At 34.6% G+C, this 24,609-nt stretch carries 20 protein-coding genes; 11 read left to right on the top strand and 9 right to left on the bottom strand.

Annotation, left to right across the window (positions count from 1 at the left end; all coding sequences use genetic code 11):
• Positions 1-67: 67 nt before the first annotated feature.
• A complete protein-coding gene (locus tag ACWA1B_RS01490; RefSeq protein WP_456904094.1) occupies positions 68-3,805 on the top strand; it encodes a T9SS sorting signal type C domain-containing protein in 3,738 nt (1,245 codons plus the stop codon).
• A gap of 69 nt (positions 3,806-3,874) precedes the next feature.
• Here the strand turns inward: ACWA1B_RS01490 and ACWA1B_RS01485 are convergent, their stop codons facing one another.
• The 4 genes from ACWA1B_RS01485 to ACWA1B_RS01470 all read right to left on the bottom strand — a co-directional run bounded on the left by ACWA1B_RS01485 (position 3,875) and on the right by ACWA1B_RS01470 (position 7,571).
• On the bottom strand, positions 3,875-4,741 hold the full coding sequence (locus tag ACWA1B_RS01485) for a cupin-like domain-containing protein (protein WP_456904092.1): 867 nt from the start codon (positions 4,739-4,741) through the stop codon (positions 3,875-3,877).
• Positions 4,742-4,822: 81 nt separating this feature from the next.
• The gene (gene bioB / locus ACWA1B_RS01480) at positions 4,823-5,911 is read right to left on the bottom strand and encodes a biotin synthase BioB (RefSeq protein WP_035652916.1); all 1,089 of its coding nucleotides are present in this window, start codon (positions 5,909-5,911) and stop codon (positions 4,823-4,825) included.
• A gap of 172 nt (positions 5,912-6,083) precedes the next feature.
• Entirely contained in the window at positions 6,084-6,521 is a 438-nt protein-coding gene (locus ACWA1B_RS01475; protein ID WP_035652919.1) for a hypothetical protein, read from the bottom strand.
• Between the two features lie 120 nt (positions 6,522-6,641).
• The gene (locus ACWA1B_RS01470; protein WP_456904091.1) at positions 6,642-7,571 is read right to left on the bottom strand and encodes a bifunctional riboflavin kinase/FAD synthetase; all 930 of its coding nucleotides are present in this window, start codon (positions 7,569-7,571) and stop codon (positions 6,642-6,644) included.
• Positions 7,572-7,766: 195 nt separating this feature from the next.
• On the opposite strand from ACWA1B_RS01470, the gene ACWA1B_RS01465 reads away from it, so the two are divergent.
• Positions 7,767-10,439 (top strand): zinc-dependent metalloprotease, encoded by a 2,673-nt coding sequence (locus ACWA1B_RS01465; protein WP_456904089.1) that lies wholly within the window; start codon positions 7,767-7,769, stop codon positions 10,437-10,439.
• A gap of 69 nt (positions 10,440-10,508) precedes the next feature.
• Here ACWA1B_RS01465 and ACWA1B_RS01460 read toward each other — a convergent pair whose 3' ends face one another.
• The gene (locus ACWA1B_RS01460; RefSeq protein WP_456904088.1) at positions 10,509-11,087 is read right to left on the bottom strand and encodes a ComF family protein; all 579 of its coding nucleotides are present in this window, start codon (positions 11,085-11,087) and stop codon (positions 10,509-10,511) included.
• A gap of 203 nt (positions 11,088-11,290) precedes the next feature.
• Here ACWA1B_RS01460 and ACWA1B_RS01455 point away from each other — a divergent pair, with 203 nt between their 5' ends.
• The 5 genes from ACWA1B_RS01455 (at position 11,291) to ACWA1B_RS01435 (ending at position 17,252) form a co-directional block, all read left to right on the top strand.
• Complete coding sequence (locus ACWA1B_RS01455) at positions 11,291-12,832, top strand: glycine--tRNA ligase (protein WP_456904086.1); 1,542 nt, start codon at positions 11,291-11,293, stop codon at positions 12,830-12,832.
• A gap of 263 nt (positions 12,833-13,095) precedes the next feature.
• Positions 13,096-13,995: a LytR/AlgR family response regulator transcription factor gene (locus ACWA1B_RS01450; RefSeq protein ID WP_456904084.1), complete on the top strand. Its 900-nt coding sequence runs from the start codon at positions 13,096-13,098 to the stop codon at positions 13,993-13,995.
• A gap of 178 nt (positions 13,996-14,173) precedes the next feature.
• Positions 14,174-14,410 carry a hypothetical protein gene (locus ACWA1B_RS01445; RefSeq protein ID WP_035652931.1) on the top strand — a complete coding sequence of 79 codons (237 nt, stop codon included), beginning with the start codon at positions 14,174-14,176 and terminating at the stop codon, positions 14,408-14,410.
• A gap of 96 nt (positions 14,411-14,506) precedes the next feature.
• Positions 14,507-16,564, top strand: a complete 2,058-nt coding sequence (locus ACWA1B_RS01440; RefSeq protein ID WP_456904082.1) for a tetratricopeptide repeat-containing sensor histidine kinase — start codon at positions 14,507-14,509, stop codon at positions 16,562-16,564.
• Entirely contained in the window at positions 16,554-17,252 is a 699-nt protein-coding gene (locus ACWA1B_RS01435) for a response regulator (RefSeq protein WP_035652933.1), read from the top strand. Before ACWA1B_RS01440 ends, ACWA1B_RS01435 begins: the two co-directional genes overlap by 11 nt.
• A gap of 90 nt (positions 17,253-17,342) precedes the next feature.
• Here ACWA1B_RS01435 and thiL read toward each other — a convergent pair whose 3' ends face one another.
• Positions 17,343-18,389 (bottom strand): thiamine-phosphate kinase, encoded by a 1,047-nt coding sequence (thiL, locus tag ACWA1B_RS01430; RefSeq protein ID WP_456904080.1) that lies wholly within the window; start codon positions 18,387-18,389, stop codon positions 17,343-17,345.
• Positions 18,390-18,607: 218 nt separating this feature from the next.
• Here thiL and ACWA1B_RS01425 point away from each other — a divergent pair, with 218 nt between their 5' ends.
• Positions 18,608-19,087, top strand: coding sequence for a DinB family protein (locus tag ACWA1B_RS01425; RefSeq protein ID WP_456904078.1), 480 nt, complete (start codon positions 18,608-18,610; stop codon positions 19,085-19,087).
• Between the two features lie 46 nt (positions 19,088-19,133).
• Positions 19,134-19,631 carry a DinB family protein gene (locus tag ACWA1B_RS01420; RefSeq protein ID WP_456904076.1) on the top strand — a complete coding sequence of 166 codons (498 nt, stop codon included), beginning with the start codon at positions 19,134-19,136 and terminating at the stop codon, positions 19,629-19,631.
• Between the two features lie 50 nt (positions 19,632-19,681).
• Here the strand turns inward: ACWA1B_RS01420 and ACWA1B_RS01415 are convergent, their stop codons facing one another.
• A complete protein-coding gene (locus ACWA1B_RS01415) occupies positions 19,682-20,641 on the bottom strand; it encodes a helix-turn-helix transcriptional regulator (RefSeq protein WP_456904075.1) in 960 nt (319 codons plus the stop codon).
• 186 nt (positions 20,642-20,827) lie between these two features.
• On the opposite strand from ACWA1B_RS01415, the gene ACWA1B_RS01410 reads away from it, so the two are divergent.
• Together ACWA1B_RS01410 and ACWA1B_RS01405 are read left to right on the top strand one after the other, a co-directional pair.
• On the top strand, positions 20,828-21,346 hold the full coding sequence (locus ACWA1B_RS01410; protein ID WP_456904073.1) for a hypothetical protein: 519 nt from the start codon (positions 20,828-20,830) through the stop codon (positions 21,344-21,346).
• Positions 21,347-21,362: 16 nt separating this feature from the next.
• Positions 21,363-21,857 (top strand): hypothetical protein, encoded by a 495-nt coding sequence (locus ACWA1B_RS01405; protein ID WP_456904072.1) that lies wholly within the window; start codon positions 21,363-21,365, stop codon positions 21,855-21,857.
• A gap of 73 nt (positions 21,858-21,930) precedes the next feature.
• On the opposite strand, the gene lepA is transcribed toward ACWA1B_RS01405, so the two are convergent.
• The gene (lepA, locus tag ACWA1B_RS01400) at positions 21,931-23,727 is read right to left on the bottom strand and encodes a translation elongation factor 4 (RefSeq protein WP_456904070.1); all 1,797 of its coding nucleotides are present in this window, start codon (positions 23,725-23,727) and stop codon (positions 21,931-21,933) included.
• 162 nt (positions 23,728-23,889) lie between these two features.
• Positions 23,890-24,606, bottom strand: coding sequence for an NUDIX hydrolase (locus tag ACWA1B_RS01395; protein ID WP_456904068.1), 717 nt, complete (start codon positions 24,604-24,606; stop codon positions 23,890-23,892).
• Positions 24,607-24,609 lie beyond the last annotated feature (3 nt).

Raw genomic sequence — 24,609 nt, 5'->3', positions numbered from 1 at the left:
GAGGTATTTAAAATTGAAGATGATTCTTTTATACGCTTGATTTTTTTTTAATTAAAAATGCTGATGTATGAAAAAAAAATTACTTAGATCCTTGCTTACTTTTCAATTTTCGATTCATTTAAAACACCAAAAACTACATGTTTGGATAAAAAAACTGAAGTTTTTTTGGTTGCTGTTCTTCTTTTGTAACTCATTATGGGCACAGACCCAGCATACCTATTCATCAGATGCAACACTGGTCGTCCCCGCTGGTGTTATCACAATGGATGTTGAGGCGTGGGGTGCAGGTGGCTCTGGTGGAGGTGCTAGCGGAGCGGTTTTAGATGGACGTAGCGCAGGAGGCGGAGGCGGTGGTGCTTATGTAAAAGGCAAAATTACCACGATACCAAGTGCTAGCTTAAGTATTAAAGTAACTGGTGCTACTGCTAATGGAGCTTCAGGTGGAAATTCTACTATTTTGGGATATGAAGGTATTCTTTTAGCAGCAGGAGGAAAAGGTGGTACACCAAACAATTCGGGAGGAACTCCAGCCGGTGGAAAGGGAGGATTAGATACAGATTCATTTGGTTCTATAAAAAAAACCTCTGGTGTCGATGGTGGCGCAGGAAACACAGGTGTTATAGGATTGTTACAAGGTTCTGGTGCCGGTGGAAAAGGTGGAGATACCGGAGGTGGTGCTGGAGGCTTAGGGATAACAAGTTTGGTTTTAGGAAATGCTCCAGGAAATGCAGGGTCTTCTCCGGGAGGCGGAGGCGGAGGTGCAATGAATTCACTTTTAGGAAGCCCGCAAGTAGGTGGAGCTGGTGCAGCCGGTCAAATGATTATAAGTTATACATGCCCAACTTATAATATTACATCAGTGTCAGCATCTCCCGTATGTACTTCATTAGGAAATACAACTATACTATTAACTTCTACATCTACTTTATTGCCTGTTGGGACTTATACGGTAACTTATAATCTTAGCAATCCAACAAGCAATGGGTTGAGTGCTTCGATGACTGTAACAGCTGCTGGCTCAGGAAGTTTTATGTTATCAGGATTTAATACTGCTAGTACCAGAGATATTACAATTACTAAATTGACATCTGGTGATTGTTTTTCAAATATAACAGTAGGCAACACAGCTTCAATAGTAATTTCTTCACCGTCTATTGGGGGAACTGTTGGAGGAGGATCAACAATCTGTAGCGGTTCACCAAGTGGTGTCTTAACTTTGACTGGAAATACAGGCGCTGTTTTAAATTGGGAATCTTCCGTTAGTCCATTTTCTGTTTGGACTCCAATTTCAAATACTTCGACAACTTATACTTCGGGAACTTTGACACAAACAACACAATTCAGAGCTGTTGTACAAAACGGAGCATGTTCTTCAACAAGTTCTATTGCGGCTACAGTTACGGTTAATCCAACTCCAATACCAACTTTTTCTGTTCAGCCAGCTTCTTCAGTTTGTGTTAATACAGATGTTACTTACACCACTCAATCCGGGCAAACAAATTATATATGGAATGTTTCAGGAACTGCCGGAATCGATTATAACATTATTACAGGTGGAATTGCAACAACGGACAATACTGTCACATTGCAATGGTTGACTAGCGGAAATAAAACGGTTACAGCCAAATATTCTTCAAATGGCTGTCCTGCAGTCATAAATGCCAGTAATACAACAACAGTAACAAAAACGGATCGTGGCACAGTAAATGGAGGAACACATATTTGCCAAGGAAGTCCAAGTCCTTTATTAACATTCAATAATTATGTAGGTACAATTGTAAGATGGGAATATGCTGAAGCAATACCTTATGTGTGGCAGCCAATTAATCATACAGGAGTTACATATCAACCTGGAATATTAACTACAAGTACTAGTTATAGAGCAGTTGTTAAAAACGAAACCTGTCCTGAAGAATTTGCAATAGAAACACGAATTGATGTAGATCCTGTTCCGCAGGCACCCACTATTTTAAGTTTTACACAGCCTAATTGTACTGTGCCTACCGGAAGTATTGTGTTATCAGGATTATCAGGTTCAGGGGATATTTTACAATCAGACGGGGCGGTTATTTTAAATCGTCCTTACTCTGGAAATTCAATAACCATTTCAGGATTAATTCCAGGTAAATACAAATTCGCAATCAATAATAACTGTTTGATAACGTATTCATCTGAAATTACAATACAAGCAAATACATGGAATGGAACAAATTGGTCATACGGAACTGCACCAACAATAGACAACCTTGTCGATTTTCAGGAAGATTACAATGTAAGTGCTGATGTAAATGCTTGTTCTTGTACAATTAGTAACGATGCCGCAGTTACTATTCAAAATGGAAAAACCTTAAATGTCGTTAATGGAGTTCATGTCGATTATGGAACTTTGACTTTTGCCGATGGAGCAAGTTTATTGCAGACAAGTGCTGATAATAACTTGAATACCGGTGTTATTAAATACAAAAGAAACAGTCAGCCTATTCGCCAAGCCGATTTTGTTTATTGGTCGTCACCAGTTAAAAATCAACGTTTAGTTGATGTTTCTTCGCAAACTGCAGATGACAAATATTTTAGCTTTGATGGAACAAAATGGGTAGGAGTTCCTAAAACAAGCGTAATGATAACTGGAAAAGGATATATTATACGCGGACCAGAAAATTTTTCTAATACAGTTAGATATCCTTTTGCAACAACTTTTATAGGAGTACCAAATAACGGAGATATTACAGGCGAAACGGTAAATGCAGAGAAATATTATTTGATAGGAAATCCATATCCATCGGCGTTGCATGCTGATGATTTCATAAACGGGAATTCACTTCTTGAAGGAACACTTTATTTCTGGACACATAACACCCCAGTGGTTTTGAGTGGAGCCTATCAATATGCGACAGATGATTATGCAACTTATAATTTATCTGGAGGAGTTGGTACGAGTTCATCAGCTCCTTCGGGGAATAATTCTGGCAATAATAACACCCCGCCTTCTGGTGATATCGCTGCTGGGCAATCATTTTTTGCTGGGACAGTTGCGTCTGGTACGATTGTTTTTAATAATTCTATGCGAAGAGGAGGAAATACCAATTCTCAATTTTATAAATCCGATAAAAAGTCTAAAGAATCAGCACTTGAAAAAAATAGAATTTGGTTAAATATGACCAATACCGAAGGAGCTTATAAACAATTGATGGTTGGATATATTCAGGGAGCCACAGATGAATACGACAGAAAGTATGACGGAAACAGTTTTGATGGAAATAAATTTATAGATTTTTATAGTATAAATAAAGAACATAAACTTGCCATTCAAGCACGTGGACTGCCTTTTAAAAAGACTGATGTTGTTCCGTTAGGATATCGTACGACAATTGCTGGTGATTTTACGATTTCGATATATCATGTAGATGGTTCGCTCACATTGCAATCCGTTTATTTAGAAGATAAGAAGCTGAATAAAATTCACGATCTGCGTGCAAGCAATTATACATTTAAAACTGAAATCGGAACTTTTTCAGACCGATTTGTACTGCGATACACCGATAAATCTTTAGGTATTGACGAGGTAGCGAATGATGAAAATACGATATCGGTTTTAATAAAATCAAACGAAATGAAAGTAATATCAACTAAAGAAGCAATAAGTCAAGTCGCAGTGTTTGATCTTTCCGGAAGACTTCTTTTTGAGAAAAAAGGCATTAATGCAACAGAATTGCAAATATTGAATTTCCGCTCTGCCAACCAGGTTTTACTGGTAAAAGTGACTTTAGAAAACGGAAATATAACAACTAAGAAAGTTGCATTCTAAAAAACTATGGAGAATAAAAAAGCAGTTAAAGGATTAAACTCGCACTGCTTTTTTATTTCTAAATCATTTTTAAGCAGTCTTTCGGAGATGCTCATGCGTATTTGTAATTGCTTTTTCATTCTTATAATCAATCCATTTCTGTCCTTTGAATTTTCGCATTATAATATCAAAATAACGCATAATGAAAACATTATAAACTGCTTTGGATAGGTTGCCAATGTTTTTCGGAAAAGAACGCAAACTCATAGAAAATCCTGGAGTCAGATATTTCATGTAATGCCAATATCCTTCAGGCATATAAAGCATTTCACCATGTTTTAAATTGGTGATGTAACCTTCGGCATTTTTTAGTGCTGGGAATTTTTCATAATCAGGATTGTCAAAATCAATATCTTCTCTCGAAATTAAGGCATGAGGAACCTTGTACATATATTTGGATTGATCTGGAGGAAAGAGCATGCACTGCTTTTCTCCATGAAAATGAAAATGCAAAATATTCGAATAATCAATATCAAAATGCATAAATACTTTCGAATTTTCTCCACCAAAGAATAACATTGGCATTTGCTTGACTAATCTTAAGCCAATTTCAGGCCATTTAAAGTCATTATTTAACGCAGGAACTTCTTTCATGAAATTATAAAGGAAGATTCGGTAATTGGTCGGTTTTGATTCTAATAGAGCGATATAATCACTCATTTTCATTTTGGTGTGTGCTTCATTAAAACCATCTTCATGATTGACTGGTCTATTATCATACAATGGTACTGTAATGTCTCCTGCAATTTCATTAATATAGGATAATTTCCATTTTTCATAAGCAGGCCAATCTTCGGTGAGTTGCTCAACAACAACAGGGATTTGTTTTTTTACATAATGGGAAACAAAATCAGTTTTGGAGATTTTTTTAACCCTTTCAATTTGTTTTAACTTCATCTTTCTAAATAAAAAAATTGCTTATAACTCAGAGTCATAAGCAATTTAAAAATATTTATTCAGATAATTGAACTCTAAAAATTAAATTTTTGATTTAATCGAATGTTCAACGTTTCTTTCAATTGTGTGTCCTGGTCTAGACCATTTTGGTTTTTCGCCAAGAGGAGCAAATTGAGAATCTTCTGCTTCAACTGTTTTTGGTTGAGAAACTTTTGTAAATGGTTTTTGAGGATTCAAACCTAAAAGTTCAAACATTTTCATGTCTTCGTGTACATCAGGGTTTGGAGTTGTAAGCAGTTTGTCTCCTGCAAAAATTGAATTTGCCCCAGCAAAAAAGCACATTGCTTGTCCTTCGCGACTCATATTTGTTCTTCCTGCAGATAAACGAACCTGAGTTTCAGGCATTACGATTCTGGTTGTAGCAACCATACGAATCATTTCCCAGATTTCAACTGGTTTTTCATCTTCCATTGGAGTTCCTTCAACAGCTACTAAAGCATTAATAGGCACTGATTCTGGCTGAGGATTTAAAGTTGAAAGCGCAACCAGCATTCCTGCTCGGTCCTCAATACTTTCTCCCATTCCGATAATTCCTCCGCTACAAACGGTAACATTAGTTTTACGAACATTTTCGATGGTTTCTAAACGATCTTCAAATGCACGTGTCGAAATTACATCTTTATAATAATCTTCAGAAGTATCTAAATTATGATTATAAGCATATAAACCAGCTTCTGCTAAACGTTGTGCTTGGTTTTCAGTAATCATTCCAAGTGTACAGCAAACTTCCATATCAAGTTTGTTAATAGTACGCACCATTTCTAAAACCTGATCAAATTCTTCGCCGTCTTTTACGTTTCTCCAGGCAGCTCCCATACAAACACGAGAAGATCCATTTGATTTTGCACGCAAAGCCTGAGCTTTAACCTGACTAACACTCATTAAATCGTTTCCTTCAACTCCTGTGTTGTAACGTGCTGCTTGCGGGCAGTAACCACAGTCTTCAGGACAACCTCCGGTTTTGATTGATAATAAAGTTGATACCTGAACAACGTTCGGATCGTGTTTTTGCCTGTGGATACTTGCAGCTTCATAAAGAAGGTCCATCATAGGCTTGTTATATATGGCGATTATCTCGTCTTTGGTCCAATTGTGTTTTGTAATGCTCATTGATACATTGTTTTTGAAGCTTCAAAAGTAGTTAAATTGTTCTAATCAACCAATGATGTATTCTGCAAATGAATATATGGCAACTATTTTCAAAAAAGAAACACCCTAAAATCATTAAAATATCTAATTCTATGATTTTAGGGTGCTAAAATGTTTGATTTATTTTGAAATATTAATCGGCAGCATATTTATTGTTCCAGTAGAGCATCATCATTAAAGTAACAATGACCGAAGAAGCTACGCCTTCAAAAAGCAGGCAAATGCAATATGTTGGAACTGAAGGATTTCCTCCAAACATAAAAGTCTCAGATAAGGTTTTTACATAGGCATCTCCGCCTCGTGCATAACTATAAACTAATAATCCGAAAACGCTCATTGACACGCCAACTACTGAAGTTGCCATGGCAGAAACGGCATTCGACACAAAATTGGTTTCTCCTTCACGCAAGTTCATTTGCATGGTTCTGTTCACGCCATAAAAGATAAAAAATACATTTAGGGTACGTAAATAAAACAAATTTGCTAGTCCTAATACATTCATCAATAAAAAATAAATGCCTATTCCAAGAAATATCAGAAACCCGTTGGTAATTTCTTTAGGTAATTTCATAGTGGTTATTTTTAAAGAAGTTAATAGTAAATATTTGAAAAACAATGTTCTATATCAAATTTACTAAAAAAATAACTACGATGATTTAAAATGGCCGAAAAGTATTTTATCGGACGTTTTCTAACGTTGATTTACAAATGCCAAAGCATTCAATTTGTCCTGATTTAATTGCTCTTTCAACAAATCGACTGAACCAAATTTTTGTTCTTCACGCAAATATTTTAATAAAGAAACTTCAATCTGTTTTCCGTAAATGTCTTCATCAAAATCAAAAAGATTGACTTCAATAGTTTGTTTTTGCCCATTTACAGTTGGATTGAATCCAATATTCATCATTCCGAAAACTTCTTTTTGATCTACGATTGCTTTTACGGCATAAACTCCCGTTTTCGGAATTAATTTGTAATCTTCTTCAATTTGAATATTTGCTGTCGGATAGCCAATCGTTCTTCCTAATTGCTTTCCTTTTACTACTTCTCCAGATAAAAAATAGTCATATCCTAGATAATCATTGGCTAAAGCCATATTTCCTTCGTCTAAAGCTTTTCTAATTTTGGTTGAACTAACCGAAACATCCTGAATTTCCTGAGCTGAAATTTGCTCAACCTCAAAACCATATTCGGCACCAAAAGCGATTAAATCATCAATATTGGCAGTTCTGTTTCTTCCAAAGCGGTGATCATGTCCAATTATTATTTTCTGAATCTGAAATTGATCAACTAAAATGGAATGCACAAACTCTTCGGCTGTAAGTCGTGAAAAACTTTCATTAAACGGATGAATGATAAGATTTTCAATTCCTGTTGCTTCTAGAAGTTTTGTTTTTTCAGCAATTGTATTTAAAAGTTTTATTTCTGATTTTTCTTGCAAAACCATTCTTGGATGCGGAAAAAAAGTAAGCACTAAACTTTCATATTTGCCATTTTCAGTATTCTGCGTAATTCGTTCGAGAATTTTTTTATGACCAATATGAACGCCATCAAAGGTACCAAGCGTTAAAATAGTTTTCTTGGTTGAATGGAAATCGTTTATAGAATGAAAGAGCTTCAAAACAAATAATTTAAGATGCTGCAAATTTATACTATCTATTTTGAATTTGACACCAAGCAGAATTGATTTTTTTGACCTAACATTATTTCTTTTTGTGAAAATCAGCCAGCTCGTCGACTAAAAAACGTTAAATGTCGTTTATATGTAAGAATTTCATTTAATTGACTTAATTTTGATTTATCAACGCCAACAAATATGAAAAAACAATTACTCTTTTTATTTTTTACTTTTTACTGTGCTATTTTAAATGCCCAAAACAATGATTTGTGGCAAAAAGTAAGCGTTAATTCTGTATTGAGTAAAAGAATAAATACTTCCGACGCTGATAAATTATACTATAAATTAAATTCAGAACGTCTTCAAATTCAATTGACTTCAGCCACGGGCAAAGGCTCAAAAAGCAACACTGCAGAAATCACGATTCCAAATGCTTCCGGAATTTTAGAGCGTTTCATCGTTTGGGAATCTTCGAATTTTGAACCGGAACTTCAGGCTAAATACCCAGAAATCAGAGCGTACGAAGGAAGTGGTTTAGATGATAAAACTGCAAAAGTGTATTTTAGTGTTTCACCACTTGGATTTCAGACGATGGTATTTCGTGCCAATAAATCAACTGAATTTATCGAAGAAAATCCAGATGATAAAACCGAATATGTTTTGTTTGCAAAAAACACTTCGACTTCAAAAAAATTGGTTTGTAAGACTGATGAGGTAGTTTCAAATCAAAATATGAGCGGGAAAACAGCAAAAGAGGCATCAAGTGCAAAAATTTTCAAAACAATGCGTCTCGCTTTGTCATGTACAGCAGAATATACAGCTTATTTTGGCGGCACAAAAGCTGGTGCACTTGCAGGAATGAATGCAACCATGACTCGTGTGAACGGTGTTTTCAATAAAGATTTGGCTGTAAAATTAATTTTGATTGATAATAATGATGCTGTAATTTATACAGATGCTACAACAGATCCTTATTCTGCAGCTAAAGAAGGAGCTGATGGAGCATGGAATCAAGAAGTTCAGACGACTTTGACAAATGTTATAGGAAATGCAAATTATGATATCGGACATTTATTTGGCGCTTCTGGCGGTGGTGGTAATGCCGGTTGCATTGGGTGCGTTTGTACAAATCCAACAACAGGAGTTCCTTTAGGAAAAGGAAGCGCATATACTTCACCATCGGATGGTAAACCAGAAGGCGATACTTTCGATATTGACTTTGTTGCGCATGAATTTGGGCATCAACTAGGAGCGAATCACACTTTTTCTTATGATTCTGAAGAAAGAACCAATGTAAATGTCGAACCTGGAAGCGGCTCAACTATTATGGCTTATGCAGGAGTAACGGGTGATTATGATATTCAAGATACGTCTGATGATTATTTTGCTTATTCAAGCATCAGGCAGATTCAAAACACATTGGCCAATAAAAGTTGTCCGGTAAATACTGCGATTTCAAATAATCCGCCCGTAGTCGATGCTGGTAATGATTTCACAATTCCTATAAGTACCGCTTTTGTCTTAACTGGAATAGGTTCTGATCCCGAAGGTGATTCAGTTACTTATAATTGGGAAGAAAATGATAATGCAACAACAACTTCGGGAAGCACTAGTATAGCGTATTCAACAAAGCCTGATGGACCATTGTTTCGTTCTGTAATTCCAACAACCAGCAAAATTCGTTACATGCCAAGTTATAATTATGTTCTTCAAAACAGGCTTTCCACAACTTGGGAATCTGTATCGTCTATTGCAAGAACATTGCATTTTACTTTTACAGGACGTGATAATGCAGCGCAAGGAACAGCGCAGACAAATACAGATGAAATGGTTGTAAATGTTGTAGCAACTGCGGGACCTTTTGCAGTAACTTCTCATACAAATGACAATGTGAGCTGGTGGCAGGGATTATCTGAAAATGTAACCTGGAGCGTAAACAATACAAATACACTTGCAGGTTCATTAACAGTTAATATTAAATTATCTACAGATGGAGGTTTAACATTCCCTATAACTTTGGCTTCAAATACACCAAATGACGGTTCTGAAACAATTGTGCTTCCTACAAGTGTTCCCTCGTCTAAAAATTGCCGAATTTTGATTGAACCAACAGGAAACATTTTTTATGCCATAAACAGTAAAGCATTTGCAGTTGGTTTTACATCAACGACAACTTGTGATACGTATAGTTTTGGAAGTTCATTTTCGATTCCAAATACAACAACTTTTGTTACAAGAACGGTGACTGTTCCGGCAACGGAAGCAACTGTTACAGATGTAAATGTTTCTGTAAATATTACACACGATAAATTTTCTGATATTGAGCTTCAAATCGTAAGTCCGGCGGGAACTGTTGTTCGATTGTTTAATAGAAGCTGCGGATCAACAAAATCCACATTAGCCATGCAGTTTGATGATTCCGGCGCTGCTCTGGATTGTGCCAGAACGACTGAACAAATTGTTTTGCCAGTTGATGTATTAAGTGCTTTCAATGGTGAAAATGTACAAGGGAACTGGGTTTTTAGAGTTAGAGATGCTGTTGTTGGAAATTTTGGAACATTAAATTCGGCGTCAATAAATATTTGTGGGCAAACCTACACTTTAGCAACGCCAGATTTTGAAAATATCGATTTTAGTCTTTATCCAAACCCGAACAAAGGAAATTTCACAATTCAGTTCGAAAGCCAGTCTGAAACAGGAGTTAAAGTTTTTGTACATGATATTTTAGGAAAAACAGTTTATTCAAAAACTTTTGAAGCTTCTTCAAGTTTTAATCAAAACATTCAGTTGCCTAATAGCGCTGCAGGAGTTTATCTGGTAACCGTTATTGACGGAAACAGAAGGACAGTGAAAAAAATAATTGTGAATTAAAAATTTAAAAACCTTAAATAAAAAATCCAAATTCCAAAAGCTAATCAATTGGAATTTGGATTTCTTCTTTTATGAGTTCGCCATAGCCATACAAACAATACTAATTTTGGCACCCGGAATTTTCAAAAGCGCTTTTGAGCAAGCTTCTAAAGTTGAGCCTGTTGTCAAGACATCATCAACAATTAAAAAATGTTTATTGTGATTTTCTTCAGAGAATTTCACATCAAAAATGTTTTCAATGTTTTCAGTTCTTCCTAAAAGATTCTTTTTGGATTGTGTTTTAGAATATTTCTTTCGGAATAAAATGCGATCATCAAAAGTGAGATTCAATCCTTCCGAAAGTGCTTTTGCAAAAGTCGTGACTTGATTATAACCTCGTTCTTTAAATTTTTTTGGATGAAGCGGTACTGGAATAACAACTTCAAAAGGAATATCCAGTTTTAATTCTTTTAAATCTTCGGCATACCAACTGCCTAAAACAGTGCCAATTTCTTCATGCCCTTTGTATTTCAAATTGTGAATCAATTCCTGAACAATTCCCTTTTTGATGAAATACAATAAAGCTGATGCATGCTGAATTTCAACTTTCCCATAAAATTTTTTAACAGCTTCGTTTTCTGAATCCAGATGATATTGCGTCAGAGGCATTTCATGACGGCATTTTGAACAAAAAACAACTTCATTGGTCTGTAAAATTTGGCGGCATCCGGTGCAAACTTTTGGGAAAAACAGATTTATTATAGATTTAAACACAAATAGAAAGAATTTAGTTACAAAACTAACGAAATTCAAACTCCAATCTTTATTATTTTTCTTTTTTTTAAAAGTACTTTTTATATTTTTGCATCACTATGGCAAAACAAGACGATTTATTTAAGAATGTGGTTTCGCACGCAAAAGAGTACGGATTTATTTTTCCGTCGAGCGAAGTATACGATGGATTGAGTGCAGTGTATGATTACGCACAAAATGGTGTCGAATTAAAAAAGAATATTAGAGAATATTGGTGGAAATCAATGGTTCAGATGAATGAAAATATTGTCGGTTTAGACGCGGCGATATTGATGCATCCAACAACTTGGAAAGCTTCAGGCCACGTTGATGCCTTCAACGACCCTTTGATTGACAATAAAGATTCTAAAAAAAGATATAGAGCTGACGTTTTAGTTGAAGATCATGCTGAAAAAATTAATCTGAAAGCTAAAAAAGAAATCGAAAAAGCAAAAGCACGTTTTGGAGAGGCATTCAATGAAGAAGAATTTGTAACTACAAATGCTCGCGTTATTGAATATTTTGCTAAAGAAAGAGAAATCAGAGAGCGTTTAGGACGTTCTTTAGGTGCTGGAGATTTAGCCGATGTTAAAGCATTAATTGAGGAACTTGAAATTGCTGATCCTGAAACAGGTTCTAAAAACTGGACAGAGGTTAAGCAATTTAACTTGATGTTTGGAACAAAACTTGGTGCTTCTGCAGAAAATGCAATGGATTTATACTTGCGTCCAGAAACGGCACAAGGTATTTTCGTAAACTTTCTAAATGTTCAAAAATCTGGTCGTATGAAAGTTCCTTTTGGAATTGCTCAAACTGGAAAAGCGTTCAGAAATGAAATTGTTGCAAGACAATTCATTTTCCGTATGCGTGAATTTGAACAAATGGAAATGCAGTTTTTTGTTCGTCCAGGAGAAGAAATGAAATGGTATGAGCACTGGAAAACGACACGTTTAAACTGGCATTTATCTTTAGGCTTAGGAAAAGAAAACTATCGTTTTCATGATCACGAAAAGTTAGCGCATTACGCAAATGCAGCTGCAGATATTGAATTCAACTTCCCATTTGGTTTTAAAGAATTAGAAGGAATTCACTCTCGTACTGATTTTGACTTAAAAGCACACGAAGAATATTCAGGAAGAAAATTGCAATACTTTGATCCTGAATTGAATGAAAACTATGTGCCATACGTAGTAGAAACTTCAGTGGGTTTAGATCGTATGTTTTTAGCTGTTTTTGCAACATCGTTGCAAGAAGAGGTTTTAGAGGATGGTTCGTCAAGAACAGTGCTGAAATTGCCTGCAGTTTTAGCGCCAACTAAAGCAGCGGTTCTTCCATTGGTTAAAAAAGATGGATTACCAGAAATTTCAAGAAAAATCATTGAAGATTTGAAATGGGATTTCAACGTTGCTTATGATGAAAAAGATGCGGTGGGTCGTCGTTACAGAAGACAAGATGCTCTTGGAACTCCTTTCTGTATCACAGTAGATCACCAAACTCTTGAAGACGAAACAGTAACAATTCGTCATAGAGATACAATGAAACAAGATCGTGTTAAGATTTCTGAATTAAAAGGAATTATCGAAAACGAAGTTTCAATGAAAAACTGGTTGATGAAAATGTAATTTTTTTAATTAACACTATATAAATCCCAAATTCCATCCCGAAGTCTCGGGAGAGTTTGGGATTTTTTTACTTTTGAAAATGCATTTCATCGAACTTTTATGCATTTCAGCTTTTTGTATTAACATTTTAGTGTAATGTGTTAACAATGAAATGTTTGCACAAATGAAATGCGTAAATTTAATTGCGCATCATACATTAAAATTAGAAAATGAATTTGAAGACCAAAAGTCTTGGTTCATTTTAAAAACTGCTTAAAACCAAATTGAAAAAATATTCCTACATTATAATTGACAATGACGCTGAGAGTGTTTTGAAAACCAGAATTGTTGCAGAAGGTTTTTCAGAATTGACTTTTATAGGATCGGCTACGAATTATCAGCAGGGATTAAATCTGGTTTTAGAGTATAAACCTTCGTTTGTTTTTTTAGAAATTGATTCTGAAAATTCTTCAGGTAATTTATCACTTGCTTTTGTGGGCGAACTGTATCGTTATTTGTCAGTTGTTCCAAAAATAATTGTTACAACCTTAAAAAAGGATTTGGCTTTTGACGCAATTCAGTATGGCGTTTTTGATTATATTTTGAAACCTCTTACACATGTTGATCTTGTAAAAACACTTTTAAAACTAGAAAAGCTTGCAATAGAGTCAAAAACGCAAAAAAATGCTGAAGTCGAACCTTCGGCCGATATTGTTACAGAAAATCCTTTAGAGACTCCAATAATGCCTTTAAAAGAAGAAATGAATACAATTAGCGTTGAGCAGGAAACTCCAATTGTTGTTAAAGAAGTTCAAGTGCCTCAAATAATTGAACAACCACTTATACTTTGCATAAAATCATACGGTGATTATCGCTATATGAATGCAGCCGATATTTGCTATTTTCAGGCAGATAATAATTCTACAGATATTTATTTAAGTTCTGGCGAAATGGTGACGGCCTTTAAAACCTTAAAGCATTTTGAAAGTATTTTAGTACATCCGTTTGTACGAATTCATAACAGTTATATTATCAATCAAAATTACATTTCCCGAATTCATAACGGAAACTCAGTTTGTTACATAAAAAACTCGCCTAAAAAGATCCCTTTTTCCAAAACTTATAAAGCAAATGTAGATTTAATCATTGCAAATTTCTCCGCTGGAAATTACATAGAGGTCTAAATATTAAGTATTTACATGGATTTGACGCCCAGTGACTATCATTTGGGCATGATCTACCATAAACTCCATTTGTCATGTAAATTTTTTTTGTTTACGGGTATAATTTTACACCAACGATTCGCAGAGAGCGGTCAGCCCCAAAAACAAAAAAATCAAATAAAACTTAATACCTCAGATCATGAAAAAAACAGCTTTAACATTCGGATTATTTTCTTTAGTAATGGTTGCAACTTCTTTTGCAGCTCCAGAAAATCCAACTTATTTAGCAGATTCTGATACGATAATTGACGGCGGTGCGACAGGAAGAACAAAAAAACTTGATTTTCACGGAACAAACGATCAAACATTAAATAATAGCCAATCAAACTTTTCTAGTGTGAATCAAGCTTTTGGATCAGATAAAAAAATAGACTAAACGTAAGTTTAGATGTGCAGAAAGGCTGTCAATTTATTGACGGCCTTTTTTTGTGTCTATAGTTTTATTATTTTTGGTAAAACTCAAAAGAAACAATTGAAAAAAAAATGTAAAATACTATTACTTTTATTTTTTGTTTTGTTTGCATGCAATAAAAATGCAAAATCAGATCAAGATTTAACTTCTCCCAAGGATAGTCTTCCTGTTTACCTTTCGTTGGCAAACGAAAATAATCTTCCTTTAAGTGTGAAGCAAAATTATAATCAAAAAGCGCTCCGTGTCGTTTTAGATATGGAAGACGACTCCCTCAATAAAGTGAATCTTTTTAAGATTGCCAATCGTTATTATAATATGAGCGATTGGAAAGGTTATCTGAAAACGACGAATTTAGTTTTAGAAAGAGCACAAAAGTCTAAAGATTCTGTCCATATGGCAAAAGCCTATACGTATCTGGGGGATTATTATGATTCTCAGTCTGTTTCTGACAGTGCCTTTTTGTATTATTTTAAAGCGGAAAAGTTTTATCTGAAAATGAATGATCAGTATAATTTGGCAAAAACATTTTTAAATAAAGCGAGTCTGCAATACAATGAAGGTGATTTCTTTGAGAGTGAAATAGCTGTTTTTAAAGCTTTAAGCAGTTTAAAGAAACAAAAAAAAGTAAACGACCTTTATTACGAAAGCTATAATCTTTTGGGAATTCTTTACAATGAAAGAGAAGAATTTGAAAAGGCTTTGGAATTTCAAAATAAAGCTTTGCAGATTTTAGACGATAAATCAATACCATTAGAATTGCAATACAGGGCAGCTTCATTGAATAATATTGGTTTTATCTATATGAATATGAAGAATTACAGTCAGGCCAAAGTTTTTTTTGAACGTGGTTTAAAGGAAAAAAACCTTTTTGAAGACAGGGCTGGTTTGTATGCTATTTTGCTGGACAATTTAGGTTATTCTAAATTTAAACTAAGGGAATCGACCCAACTACCGGATTTATTTTATAAATCGTTAAGAATTAGAGATAGCCTTGGTCTTTCTTCTGGAGTTGTATCTTGTAAAATACATTTATCTGAATATTTCGCTTTTAAAAAAGATACTTTTAAGGCGCTTCAGTTTTCAAAACAAGCTTTGGCGTTGTCGCGAACATCAAGTAAATTGGTCAATACATTAGAGGCGCTTAAACAGACAGCTACTATTGACCCAAAAAATGCCTCCATTTATTCTGTTGAATATATTCAGTTGAATGATAAAATGTTGAAAGCAGAACGAAAAATGGGTGAGAAATTCTCCAGAATTGAATATGAAACCAATGAAATAAAGGATCAGAATTCAAATCTACAGGAAAAAAACAGGACTTTAGTTTATGTATTCAGTATTTGTACTTTAGTGGGCTTGTTTTTTTACGTTTATAAAACACAACAGGCAAAAAACAGAGAATTACTTTTTAAGCAGCAGCATCAAATTGCAAATGAAGATATTTACAATCTGATGATTTCGCAGCAAAATGAAATCGAGCTAACCCGAATTAAAGAAAAGAAAAAAGTAGCACAGGAATTGCATGATGGTGTTTTAGGCAGAATGTTTGGGGTTAGAATCAGTCTAGACAGCCTCGACAAGTTTGATGAAGCTCAGGCTAGCGCGAAAAGGAAAAAGTATTTAACTGAGCTTAAGCATATTGAAGAGGATATTCGTGAAATTTCACATGATTTAAATAGAGAAAAATCAGAATTAATTAATAATTTTGTTGCGATTTTGATGAAACTGTTTGAAGATCAGAGAAATACTTATGATTCAAAATTAATTACGACATTTGATTCTAATATAAAATGGGATCTGGTAAGCAATATCGTCAAAATTAATTTGTATAGAATTATACAAGAGGCACTACAAAACTGTAATAAATATGCAGATGCTGATACCATTACAGTTGAGTTTAAAAGTGAAATAAATTATTTAGTTTTGTCAATCGCAGATGACGGAATTGGATTTAATGCAAAACGAACTAAAAATGGTATTGGATTGCAAAATATTCAATATCGGGCGACGGAATGTAAGGGTACAGTTACGATAAAATCTGCCAAAGGAGAAGGTACACTTCTAGTTGTTAAAGTCCCAATCGATCAAAAAATTAACCTGCATAATAATGACATTTGATTTATCTGCTCCCATTTCGCACTTAATCACGCGAAACATTCTAATTGTCGACGATCACCCTTTTATTATTGAGGGATATAAAAATGCGATAACGCGTTATAATCCCAAAGAATATGAGTTTCATATAGCTCAGGCTTATGATTGTAGATCTGCTTATGATTTGTTGGAAAATGAATCGACACCAAAATTTGATGTTGCATTTTTGGACATCAGTATGCCTGCTTATGAAGAAAAAGAAATTTTTTCAGGCGAAGATCTGGCTAAATTGATTTTGAAAAAAATGCCAGATTGCAAAGTGATTCTGCTTACGATGTATACAGAGCTGCTCAAAATAAAAACGATTATCAGGACAATTAACCCAAATGGCTTGATTATTAAAAATGATCTGACTTTTGATGAACTTCTTTTTGCGTTTGATAAAGTAATGAAAAATGAAAAATATTACAGTCAGTCTGTAGTGAAAATGGTGAATCAATCTCCGCATAATTCTATTGAAATCGATGAGTTTGATAAACAGATTTTGTTTCATTTATCAAAAGGTACACAAACGGAGGATATGTCGCAATATATTCCGATTTCTTTAGCAGCGATTGAAAAACGAAAAACTAATCTGAAAGAATTGCTGAAAATAAGAACAGGATCTGATGAAGAACTTTTGAAAGAAGCAAAAAGCAAGGGCCTTTTTTAGATATAAAACTCAAAAAATAAAATTCCAAATTCTAAATGCTAATTAAGCCATTTTGAATTTGGAATTTTTTTTATTTGAGTCTTTTCAAAATTATTCGCTCAAAGCATCCCATCCTCTGGCTTTTAAAGCAATTTTTGTATTTGCACGAGTAACAAGATGAATTCCTTCATTTTCTTCTGTCATATGGCCAATAATTGAAAAATTTGGATTCCCTTTTATTTTATCGAAATCATTGATGTCGATTGTAAACAAAAGTTCATAATCTTCACCACCGTTAATCGCAACGGTTGTACTGTCAATATTGAATTCTTCACAAGTCGAAATAAATTGTGGATCCAATGGCAATTTATCTTCATATAAATTACAACCCACTTTTGATTGTTTGCAGATATGAATAATCTCTGATGATAATCCGTCAGAAATATCAATCATCGAAGTTGGTTTTATTTCAAGAGCATGTAAAAGTGTGCGAACATCTGTACGTGCTTCTGGTTTTAATTGTCTTTCTACCAAATAAGTATAAGGATCTAAATCCGGCTGACTGTTTGGATTTACCTGAAAAACCTGCTTTTCACGTTCTAAAACCTGCAATCCCATGTAAGCCGCACCGATATCTCCAGTAACAACAAGCAAATCAGTTTGTTTAGCTCCATTTCGGTATGCAATTTCATTTTCATCTGCTTCACCAATTGCTGTGATGCTAATAATTAATCCTTTTTGAGATGAGGTTGTGTCGCCGCCAATAACATCAATTTTATATTCTTTTGCAGCATGCGTAATTCCTTCAAATAATTCTTCTAAAGCTTCCAGCGGAAAACGATTAGAAACAGCAACAGAAACTGTAATTTGAGTTGGTTTCGCATTCATGGCACAAATGTCAGAAACATTTACTACAACTGCTTTGTAACCTAAATGTTTTAAAGGCATATAAGCCAGGTCGAAATGTACGCCTTCAATCAATAAATCGGTAGAAACAACAACTTTTTTATCCTTAAAATCTAACACTGCGGCATCATCGCCAATACTTTTTAAAGTAGATTCTTGTGTAACATCAAAGTTTCGGGTTAAATGGTCAATAAGACCAAATTCGCCTAATTGTGCTAAACTGGTACGTTGCGGATTTTTATCTTCTATCATTTCTTCTGAGTTCCAAAGTTATTAAGGCGCAAAGGTACAAAGGTTTTTTTTAAGATGCTATCCCGATGATTATCGGGACTGAGATGCTATCTTGATAACTATCGTGACCAAGTTTTTTTCCAGCTAATAAAAAAATAAAATTATTTTTTCCTGCTGACAAACTGTTGTCACCAGCCCATTTTACTTTTGAAGTATCAAAACTTTAAAACCTTAAAATCATGAAAACATTAGAAGCACAAGTAATTACTTCAGAAGATTTATTGAAACACTGGCAAGGTCACCGCGCTCTTACACGTCGTTTAATTGAGATTTTTCCAGAGAAAGATTTCTTCGAATTTTCAATCGGTGGAATGCGTCCTTTCGCAAAATTAGTTGACGAACTTTTAGCAATCGCAGCTCCGGCATTAAAAGGAATTGTAAACCGTAAAAGCGAGCCTTATAATGAAGCAGAAGAAAAACTGATTTTTAAAGCGCAATATCTTGAAAAATGGGATGAAGCGACAGCAGAAATCAACAAATATTGGGAACAATTATCTGTAGAAGATTTTAGCGAAACCTTTAATCTTTTCGGACAATATGAATTCCCGATTATTCAAAATATTTTGTATTTTATTGATAATGAAGTGCATCACCGTGGACAGGCTTATGTTTATTTAAGAGCCTTAAATATCGAACCTCCATTTTTTTGGGAAAGATAATTAGACAAAATTGTAACTTTATTGAATAAATCTAAAATTAATGGCTATGAGCTTAAAAAAGATAATGACCAATTATGCAGATTATAATTTATGGGTAAACCAGCAATTCGTGAATTGGCTTTCGCCGAAATCTGATGAATTGTTGTATGCAGAAGTTCCTTCGAGTTTTTCGACTATTGTAAAAACATTAGATCATATTTGGTCTACCGAAGAATATTGGTTTTCTGTTATTTCTGAAAATGATATGTTACAAAAGAAACCAGAAAATGAATTATCGAAAGAAGAAATCTTCGCAGGCTTATTAAATTCATCTACAAAATTGAAACATCTGATCAATTCATTGTCTGAAGAAGATTTAGCGAGAGAAGTTAAAATCATTAATCCGTGGTTTGAATGCGAACTACCAATTGCTGATTATTTGCTTCAGGTTATCAATCACGGAACTTACCATAGAGGCCAGATTGTAACAATGGGTCGAAATATCGGAATTACAGACGCCTCAAATACAGATTATAATTTTTATAATGTTGTAAAACAGAAATAGAAATCAAAAAATACTCCTAATGCAACTTAGTTTCTTTAGGAGTTTTTTTTCTATAAAAGCCTTTGTTTATTGATTTCCAGCAATTCTAAAGTTCTAATTTTTAGACTTTCTGGTTCGAGGATTGTGGCATAATCACCAAACATCAAAAACCAGCGTGGAAAACCTTCTTCCACACTTCGGGACATAAAAGTCATTTCAATTTGATCGCCTATTTCCTTTTCGGAAACGAAACCATGATATTTGCGTTCTGTTGTCAAATATCTTGCAATTTTCTTCTCTACTAAAATCCTCACTTTTGTTGTTGGACAGTTTTCTGTTTTGGTTAAATACGTTTCCAAAGCATCATGTTCAATCGTAAAGTCAAATTCTGTTTTCTTAATTTCCTGAATTCGGTCGGTTCTAAATTGACGGTAATCTTGTCGCAAATGGCAATATCCTAGAAAATACCAGTTATTATTGTCGTGAAAAACGCCCACAGGTTCTATGTTTCTTTGTGTAGTTTCGTCGGCATCAAACGTTTTGTATGAAAGCAAAATTTGCTTTTTTTCTGCAATACCTTCAAAAAGAAGAGATAAGGTATTTGGTGAATTTTCATTAAACATGGGTTCAGCCGTGCTCATTACAACTCGTGATTCAATATTCGAAAGATAATCTTTGTCTGTACTTCTCAAAACCGATTTCAGTTTATACATCGCCGAAGCATAATGACTTCCCAAAGAAGGGTCAGTAAATTTTTGCATTAATTTCTCGGCAGCAATAAAACTGCTCACTTCTTCGCGTGTGAACATTACTGGTGGTAATCTGTAACCGTCCATTAAGGCGTAACCAACTCCAGCTTCACTGTAAATAGGAACTCCAGATGCTTCAAGTGTTCGAATGTCTCTGTAAATCGTTCTCAGACTACATTCAAAACGATCAGCCAATTCCTGTGCTTTTACAATTTTTTTAGATTGTAATTGGATAAGAATGGCAACAATTCTATCAAATCGTTTTGGAGTTTCGTCGAGCATTTTTTTTAAAGGTTCTAAGGTTTAGAGGTTCAAAGATACAAAGGTTCAAAATTTTAGTAAATAAAAAAGCTGTCCCAAATTGAGACAGTTTTGAAATATCAGGAACTATCTTGTTAATTATTTTTATTCCCTTTAGTAGCTGATTTAAAAAAAGATGTATTTTTAACGCAACTAAAAACAAACCAAATGCAGACTGATTTTTCGTATTCGAAGCAAGAAGAAATTAAAAAAAAACTTCGTGCTGGAACTTTTGATGCGAATCAGGAACTGATTGATTTAATTCGGTTAGGCTATGATCCTGTTACAGCGAAAGAACTTTTAACAAAAGTAATCAAAAGTCATAAAGATGATCTTTATGAAGAAACTAAAGAAGCCAAAGCAAGTGAAGAAAGAAGCAATGTTGCTTTTGGTGCTGTGATTATGATTACAACTTTCTTGGGTATGTTTGGTGGAAATGATGGTTTGATAATTCTGATATCTATTGTAGTTGCTTGTTTTTGTGGGTATTATGGAAATCAGGATCATCCAATTCCTGGAATGGTTGGTTATGCTATAGCCGCTGTGATTATGCCTTTTGCCTGCGGTTTCTATTTTAAAGGAAGAAGTACTATTTTGAATTTAGAAATTCTTATTCCATTATTGTTTTCTTTCGGCCCGGGCTTATTGTTTAAATATATTTTATCCCAAATTTTACCTTCAGACTAATTTAAAAACTAAATTTATGATTGAAAATTACTCTTTTAATGAACATTATAAAAGATTCGAACCGCACGAAACCAAATGTACCTACTGTGAACGAGATCATATGAAAAGCATGAACGAGTGCTATTTTGTACCGCTTTTTGTAGAAGCAGACAGAACTAATATTATCGTATACCGATCGGTTAAATATTCTAAAATTTTAATCGGAATTCCAAGATGTTCTTCTTGTAAAACAATTCATGAAAAATCAACTTCTAAGTCACAGTTAATAACAGGAATTGCTATTGTGGCGGCAATTTCTCTTTTGGTTTATAACTTCATGTTGCTTAATCCGTTTGTTGTAGTGGGAGGAATTTTTGCAATGATTTTTGGCGGAATTTATGGATCAAAGAAAATGACAGAGTCTTTTGTTGTCGGACATGATATTTATACGCTGGAAGATGGAGCGGAAAGAAACGAAGTCGTTCGGGACTTAATTATAGCGGGTTGGTCTTTTACGCAGCCTTCAGCATAAAAACAAAAAACCCGATAACGAAAGTTATCGGGTTTAATATATAATCTTGTTTCTGGATTCTTTCTTATAAAGCTTAGTCGTTAAGTTTCAAAACAGCCATAAACGCCTCTTGCGGAATCTCAACGTTTCCTACCTGACGCATACGTTTTTTACCTTTTTTCTGTTTTTCAAGAAGTTTACGCTTACGCGAAATATCTCCACCATAACATTTTGCGGTAACGTCTTTACGAAGTGCTTTAATCGTTTCACGAGCAATAATTTTTGCTCCAATTGCAGCCTGAATCGGAATGTCGAATTGCTGTCTTGGGATTAACTCGCGTAATTTCTCGGTCATTTTTTTACCGATGTTGTATGCGTTATCTTCGTGAATCAATGCAGAAAGTGCATCAACAGTTTGTGCATTCAAAAGAACGTCCAATTTAACTAATTTCGAAGTTCTCATTCCGATTGGAGAGTAATCGAAAGAGGCATAACCTTTAGAAACGGTTTTCAAACGGTCATAAAAATCGAATACGATTTCCGCTAATGGCATGTCAAAATTTAATTCAACACGTTCTGTTGTTAAGTAGGTTTGGTTGGTAATTAAACCACGTTTTTCGATACATAAACTCATTACGTTTCCAACAAAGTCAGATTTAGTAATGATAGTTGCTTTGATAAACGGCTCTTCAACTCTGTCTAGCTTTGAAGGTTCCGGCAAATCAGAAGGGTTGTTTACAACTAATGGCGTTTCTGGGTGTTTTTTGGTGTAAGCCAAATAAGAAACGTTAGGAACTGTAGTAATTACAGTCATGTCGAACTCACGCTCTAAACGTTCCTGAATAATTTCCATGTGAAGCATTCCCAAGAATCCGCAACGGAAACCAAATCCTAATGCCGCAGAACTTTCAGGAGCAAAAACCAACGAAGCATCATTCAATTGCAGTTTTTCCATAGAAGAACGCAAATCTTCGTAATCTTCAGTATCAACTGGATAAATTCCAGCAAATACCATTGGTTTTACATCCTCAAAACCAGTAATCATATTCGTAGTCGGCACTTTTGCATCAGTAATCGTATCACCAACTTTTACTTCGCGTGCTTCTTTAATTCCTGAAATTAAATATCCAACATCTCCCGCAGAAACCACATTTTTAGGAACCTGATTTAATTTTAAAGTCCCAATTTCGTCAGCAAAATATTCATTGTCCGTAGCCATGAATTTAATTTTTTGCCCTTTTTTGATTTCACCGTTTACAACTCTAAAGATTACTTCGATTCCACGAAACGGATTGTAAACCGAGTCAAAAATCAAAGCCTGTAATGGTTCTTCCGGGTTTCCTTTTGGAGCTGGAATTTTTTCGATAATGGCAGCCAAAATATTTTCAACACCAAAACCTGTTTTTCCAGAAGCGTGAATAATATCTTCTAATTTACATCCAAGCAAATCAATAATATCATCACTAACTTCTTCTGGGTTAGCACTTGGTAAATCGACTTTATTCAAAACCGGAATAATTTCCAAGTCATTTTCTAAAGCCAAATATAAGTTCGAAATAGTTTGTGCCTGAATACTTTGCGCAGCATCAACAATCAAAAGCGCACCTTCGCAGGCAGCAATCGATCTTGAAACTTCGTATGAAAAGTCAACGTGACCAGGAGTATCAATTAGATTTAAAATATATTCTTCCCCTTTGTAGGTATATTCCATTTGTATGGCGTGACTTTTTATGGTAATTCCACGCTCGCGCTCCAAATCCATGTTGTCAAGCAATTGTGCTTTTTCTTCACGAGCTGTAACGGTTTGTGTAGCGCCCAATAATCGGTCTGCTAATGTACTTTTACCGTGGTCAATGTGTGCAATAATGCAAAAGTTACGTATCTTCTTCATTTTAATATATCAGTTCTCTAATCGAGTTTAAGTCTTTTTTGAGTATAAATTGCACTGCAGCAATTGCTTTAGCGCATGTTATTAAGGCGCAAAGATAGCGCAAAGTTTTGGATTCTGAAATGTAGTTGCCCGATAGTTGGCAACTGAGATTCAAAAGAAACGCTAAAATTCAAAATTAAAACCTTTTTCAGTCAGTTTTTTATAAATATCAGGATCAAATTTATAGAGTTTTGCGGCCCGATGTGAAACATCTTGTTGTTTTTCGTCGAGTGCAACAAGGAGTTTCATATGAAGAATTTTTCGTCTGAAATTCGATTTGTCCAATTCAATTCCGAGAATTTCTTCATAAAGATGCATCAATTGTAATAAAGTGAATTTTTCAGGCAATAGGTTAAAACCAATTGGTGCCTGTCGCACGCGGTTTCGAAGTTGCATTAAACTAAAATCCAGAATTTCATTGTGGTCAAAAATCAAATCTGGAATCTCATTGATTTTGTACCATTTTGCTTCAATTACTGTTTGACTTGCTTTGATGTTATAGTCTTCACGGTTTACCAAAGTATAGTAGCCAATAGTTACTACACGTCTTTCGCTGACACGATTTGGATTTGTAAAAGCTTTCAGCTGCTCTAAGTAGATGTTTTCAAGAGTAGTGAGTTCATAAACAATTCGCTGTGCTGCCTCATCTGCACTTTCCTCTTTTTTTAGATAACCTCCAAGCAAACCCCATTTCCCAATACTTTCCCCTTCGGCATGCTGCACTAAAAGTATTTCCAAATTAGCTTTATTGAATCCAAAAATAACGCAGTCAATTGTAATGCCATCAATGGCTGTACTGCTGTCTGGTTTTTCGAGTTTTCTAGGAGAAGGAAATGTCATTAC

The organism is Flavobacterium xizangense (genome assembly GCF_054075145.1).
This window is presented reverse-complemented; position numbering and strand designations above follow the sequence as displayed.

Bases quoted from the DNA above. Each gene is read 5' to 3' on its own strand.
- ACWA1B_RS01490 (WP_456904094.1), top strand. From the start codon at position 68: ATGAAAAAAAAATTACTTAGATCCTTGCTTACTTTTCAATTTTCGATT.
- ACWA1B_RS01485 (WP_456904092.1), bottom strand. From the start codon at position 4,741: ATGAAGTTAAAACAAATTGAAAGGGTTAAAAAAATCTCCAAAACTGAT.
- bioB (WP_035652916.1), bottom strand. From the start codon at position 5,911: ATGAGCATTACAAAACACAATTGGACCAAAGACGAGATAATCGCCATA.
- ACWA1B_RS01475 (WP_035652919.1), bottom strand. From the start codon at position 6,521: ATGAAATTACCTAAAGAAATTACCAACGGGTTTCTGATATTTCTTGGA.
- ACWA1B_RS01465 (WP_456904089.1), top strand. From the start codon at position 7,767: ATGAAAAAACAATTACTCTTTTTATTTTTTACTTTTTACTGTGCTATT.
- ACWA1B_RS01460 (WP_456904088.1), bottom strand. From the start codon at position 11,087: ATGCCTCTGACGCAATATCATCTGGATTCAGAAAACGAAGCTGTTAAA.
- ACWA1B_RS01455 (WP_456904086.1), top strand. From the start codon at position 11,291: ATGGCAAAACAAGACGATTTATTTAAGAATGTGGTTTCGCACGCAAAA.
- ACWA1B_RS01445 (WP_035652931.1), top strand. From the start codon at position 14,174: ATGAAAAAAACAGCTTTAACATTCGGATTATTTTCTTTAGTAATGGTT.
- ACWA1B_RS01435 (WP_035652933.1), top strand. From the start codon at position 16,554: ATGACATTTGATTTATCTGCTCCCATTTCGCACTTAATCACGCGAAAC.
- thiL (WP_456904080.1), bottom strand. From the start codon at position 18,389: ATGATAGAAGATAAAAATCCGCAACGTACCAGTTTAGCACAATTAGGC.
- ACWA1B_RS01425 (WP_456904078.1), top strand. From the start codon at position 18,608: ATGAAAACATTAGAAGCACAAGTAATTACTTCAGAAGATTTATTGAAA.
- ACWA1B_RS01420 (WP_456904076.1), top strand. From the start codon at position 19,134: ATGAGCTTAAAAAAGATAATGACCAATTATGCAGATTATAATTTATGG.
- ACWA1B_RS01415 (WP_456904075.1), bottom strand. From the start codon at position 20,641: ATGCTCGACGAAACTCCAAAACGATTTGATAGAATTGTTGCCATTCTT.
- ACWA1B_RS01410 (WP_456904073.1), top strand. From the start codon at position 20,828: ATGCAGACTGATTTTTCGTATTCGAAGCAAGAAGAAATTAAAAAAAAA.
- ACWA1B_RS01405 (WP_456904072.1), top strand. From the start codon at position 21,363: ATGATTGAAAATTACTCTTTTAATGAACATTATAAAAGATTCGAACCG.
- lepA (WP_456904070.1), bottom strand. From the start codon at position 23,727: ATGAAGAAGATACGTAACTTTTGCATTATTGCACACATTGACCACGGT.
- ACWA1B_RS01395 (WP_456904068.1), bottom strand. From the start codon at position 24,606: ATGACATTTCCTTCTCCTAGAAAACTCGAAAAACCAGACAGCAGTACA.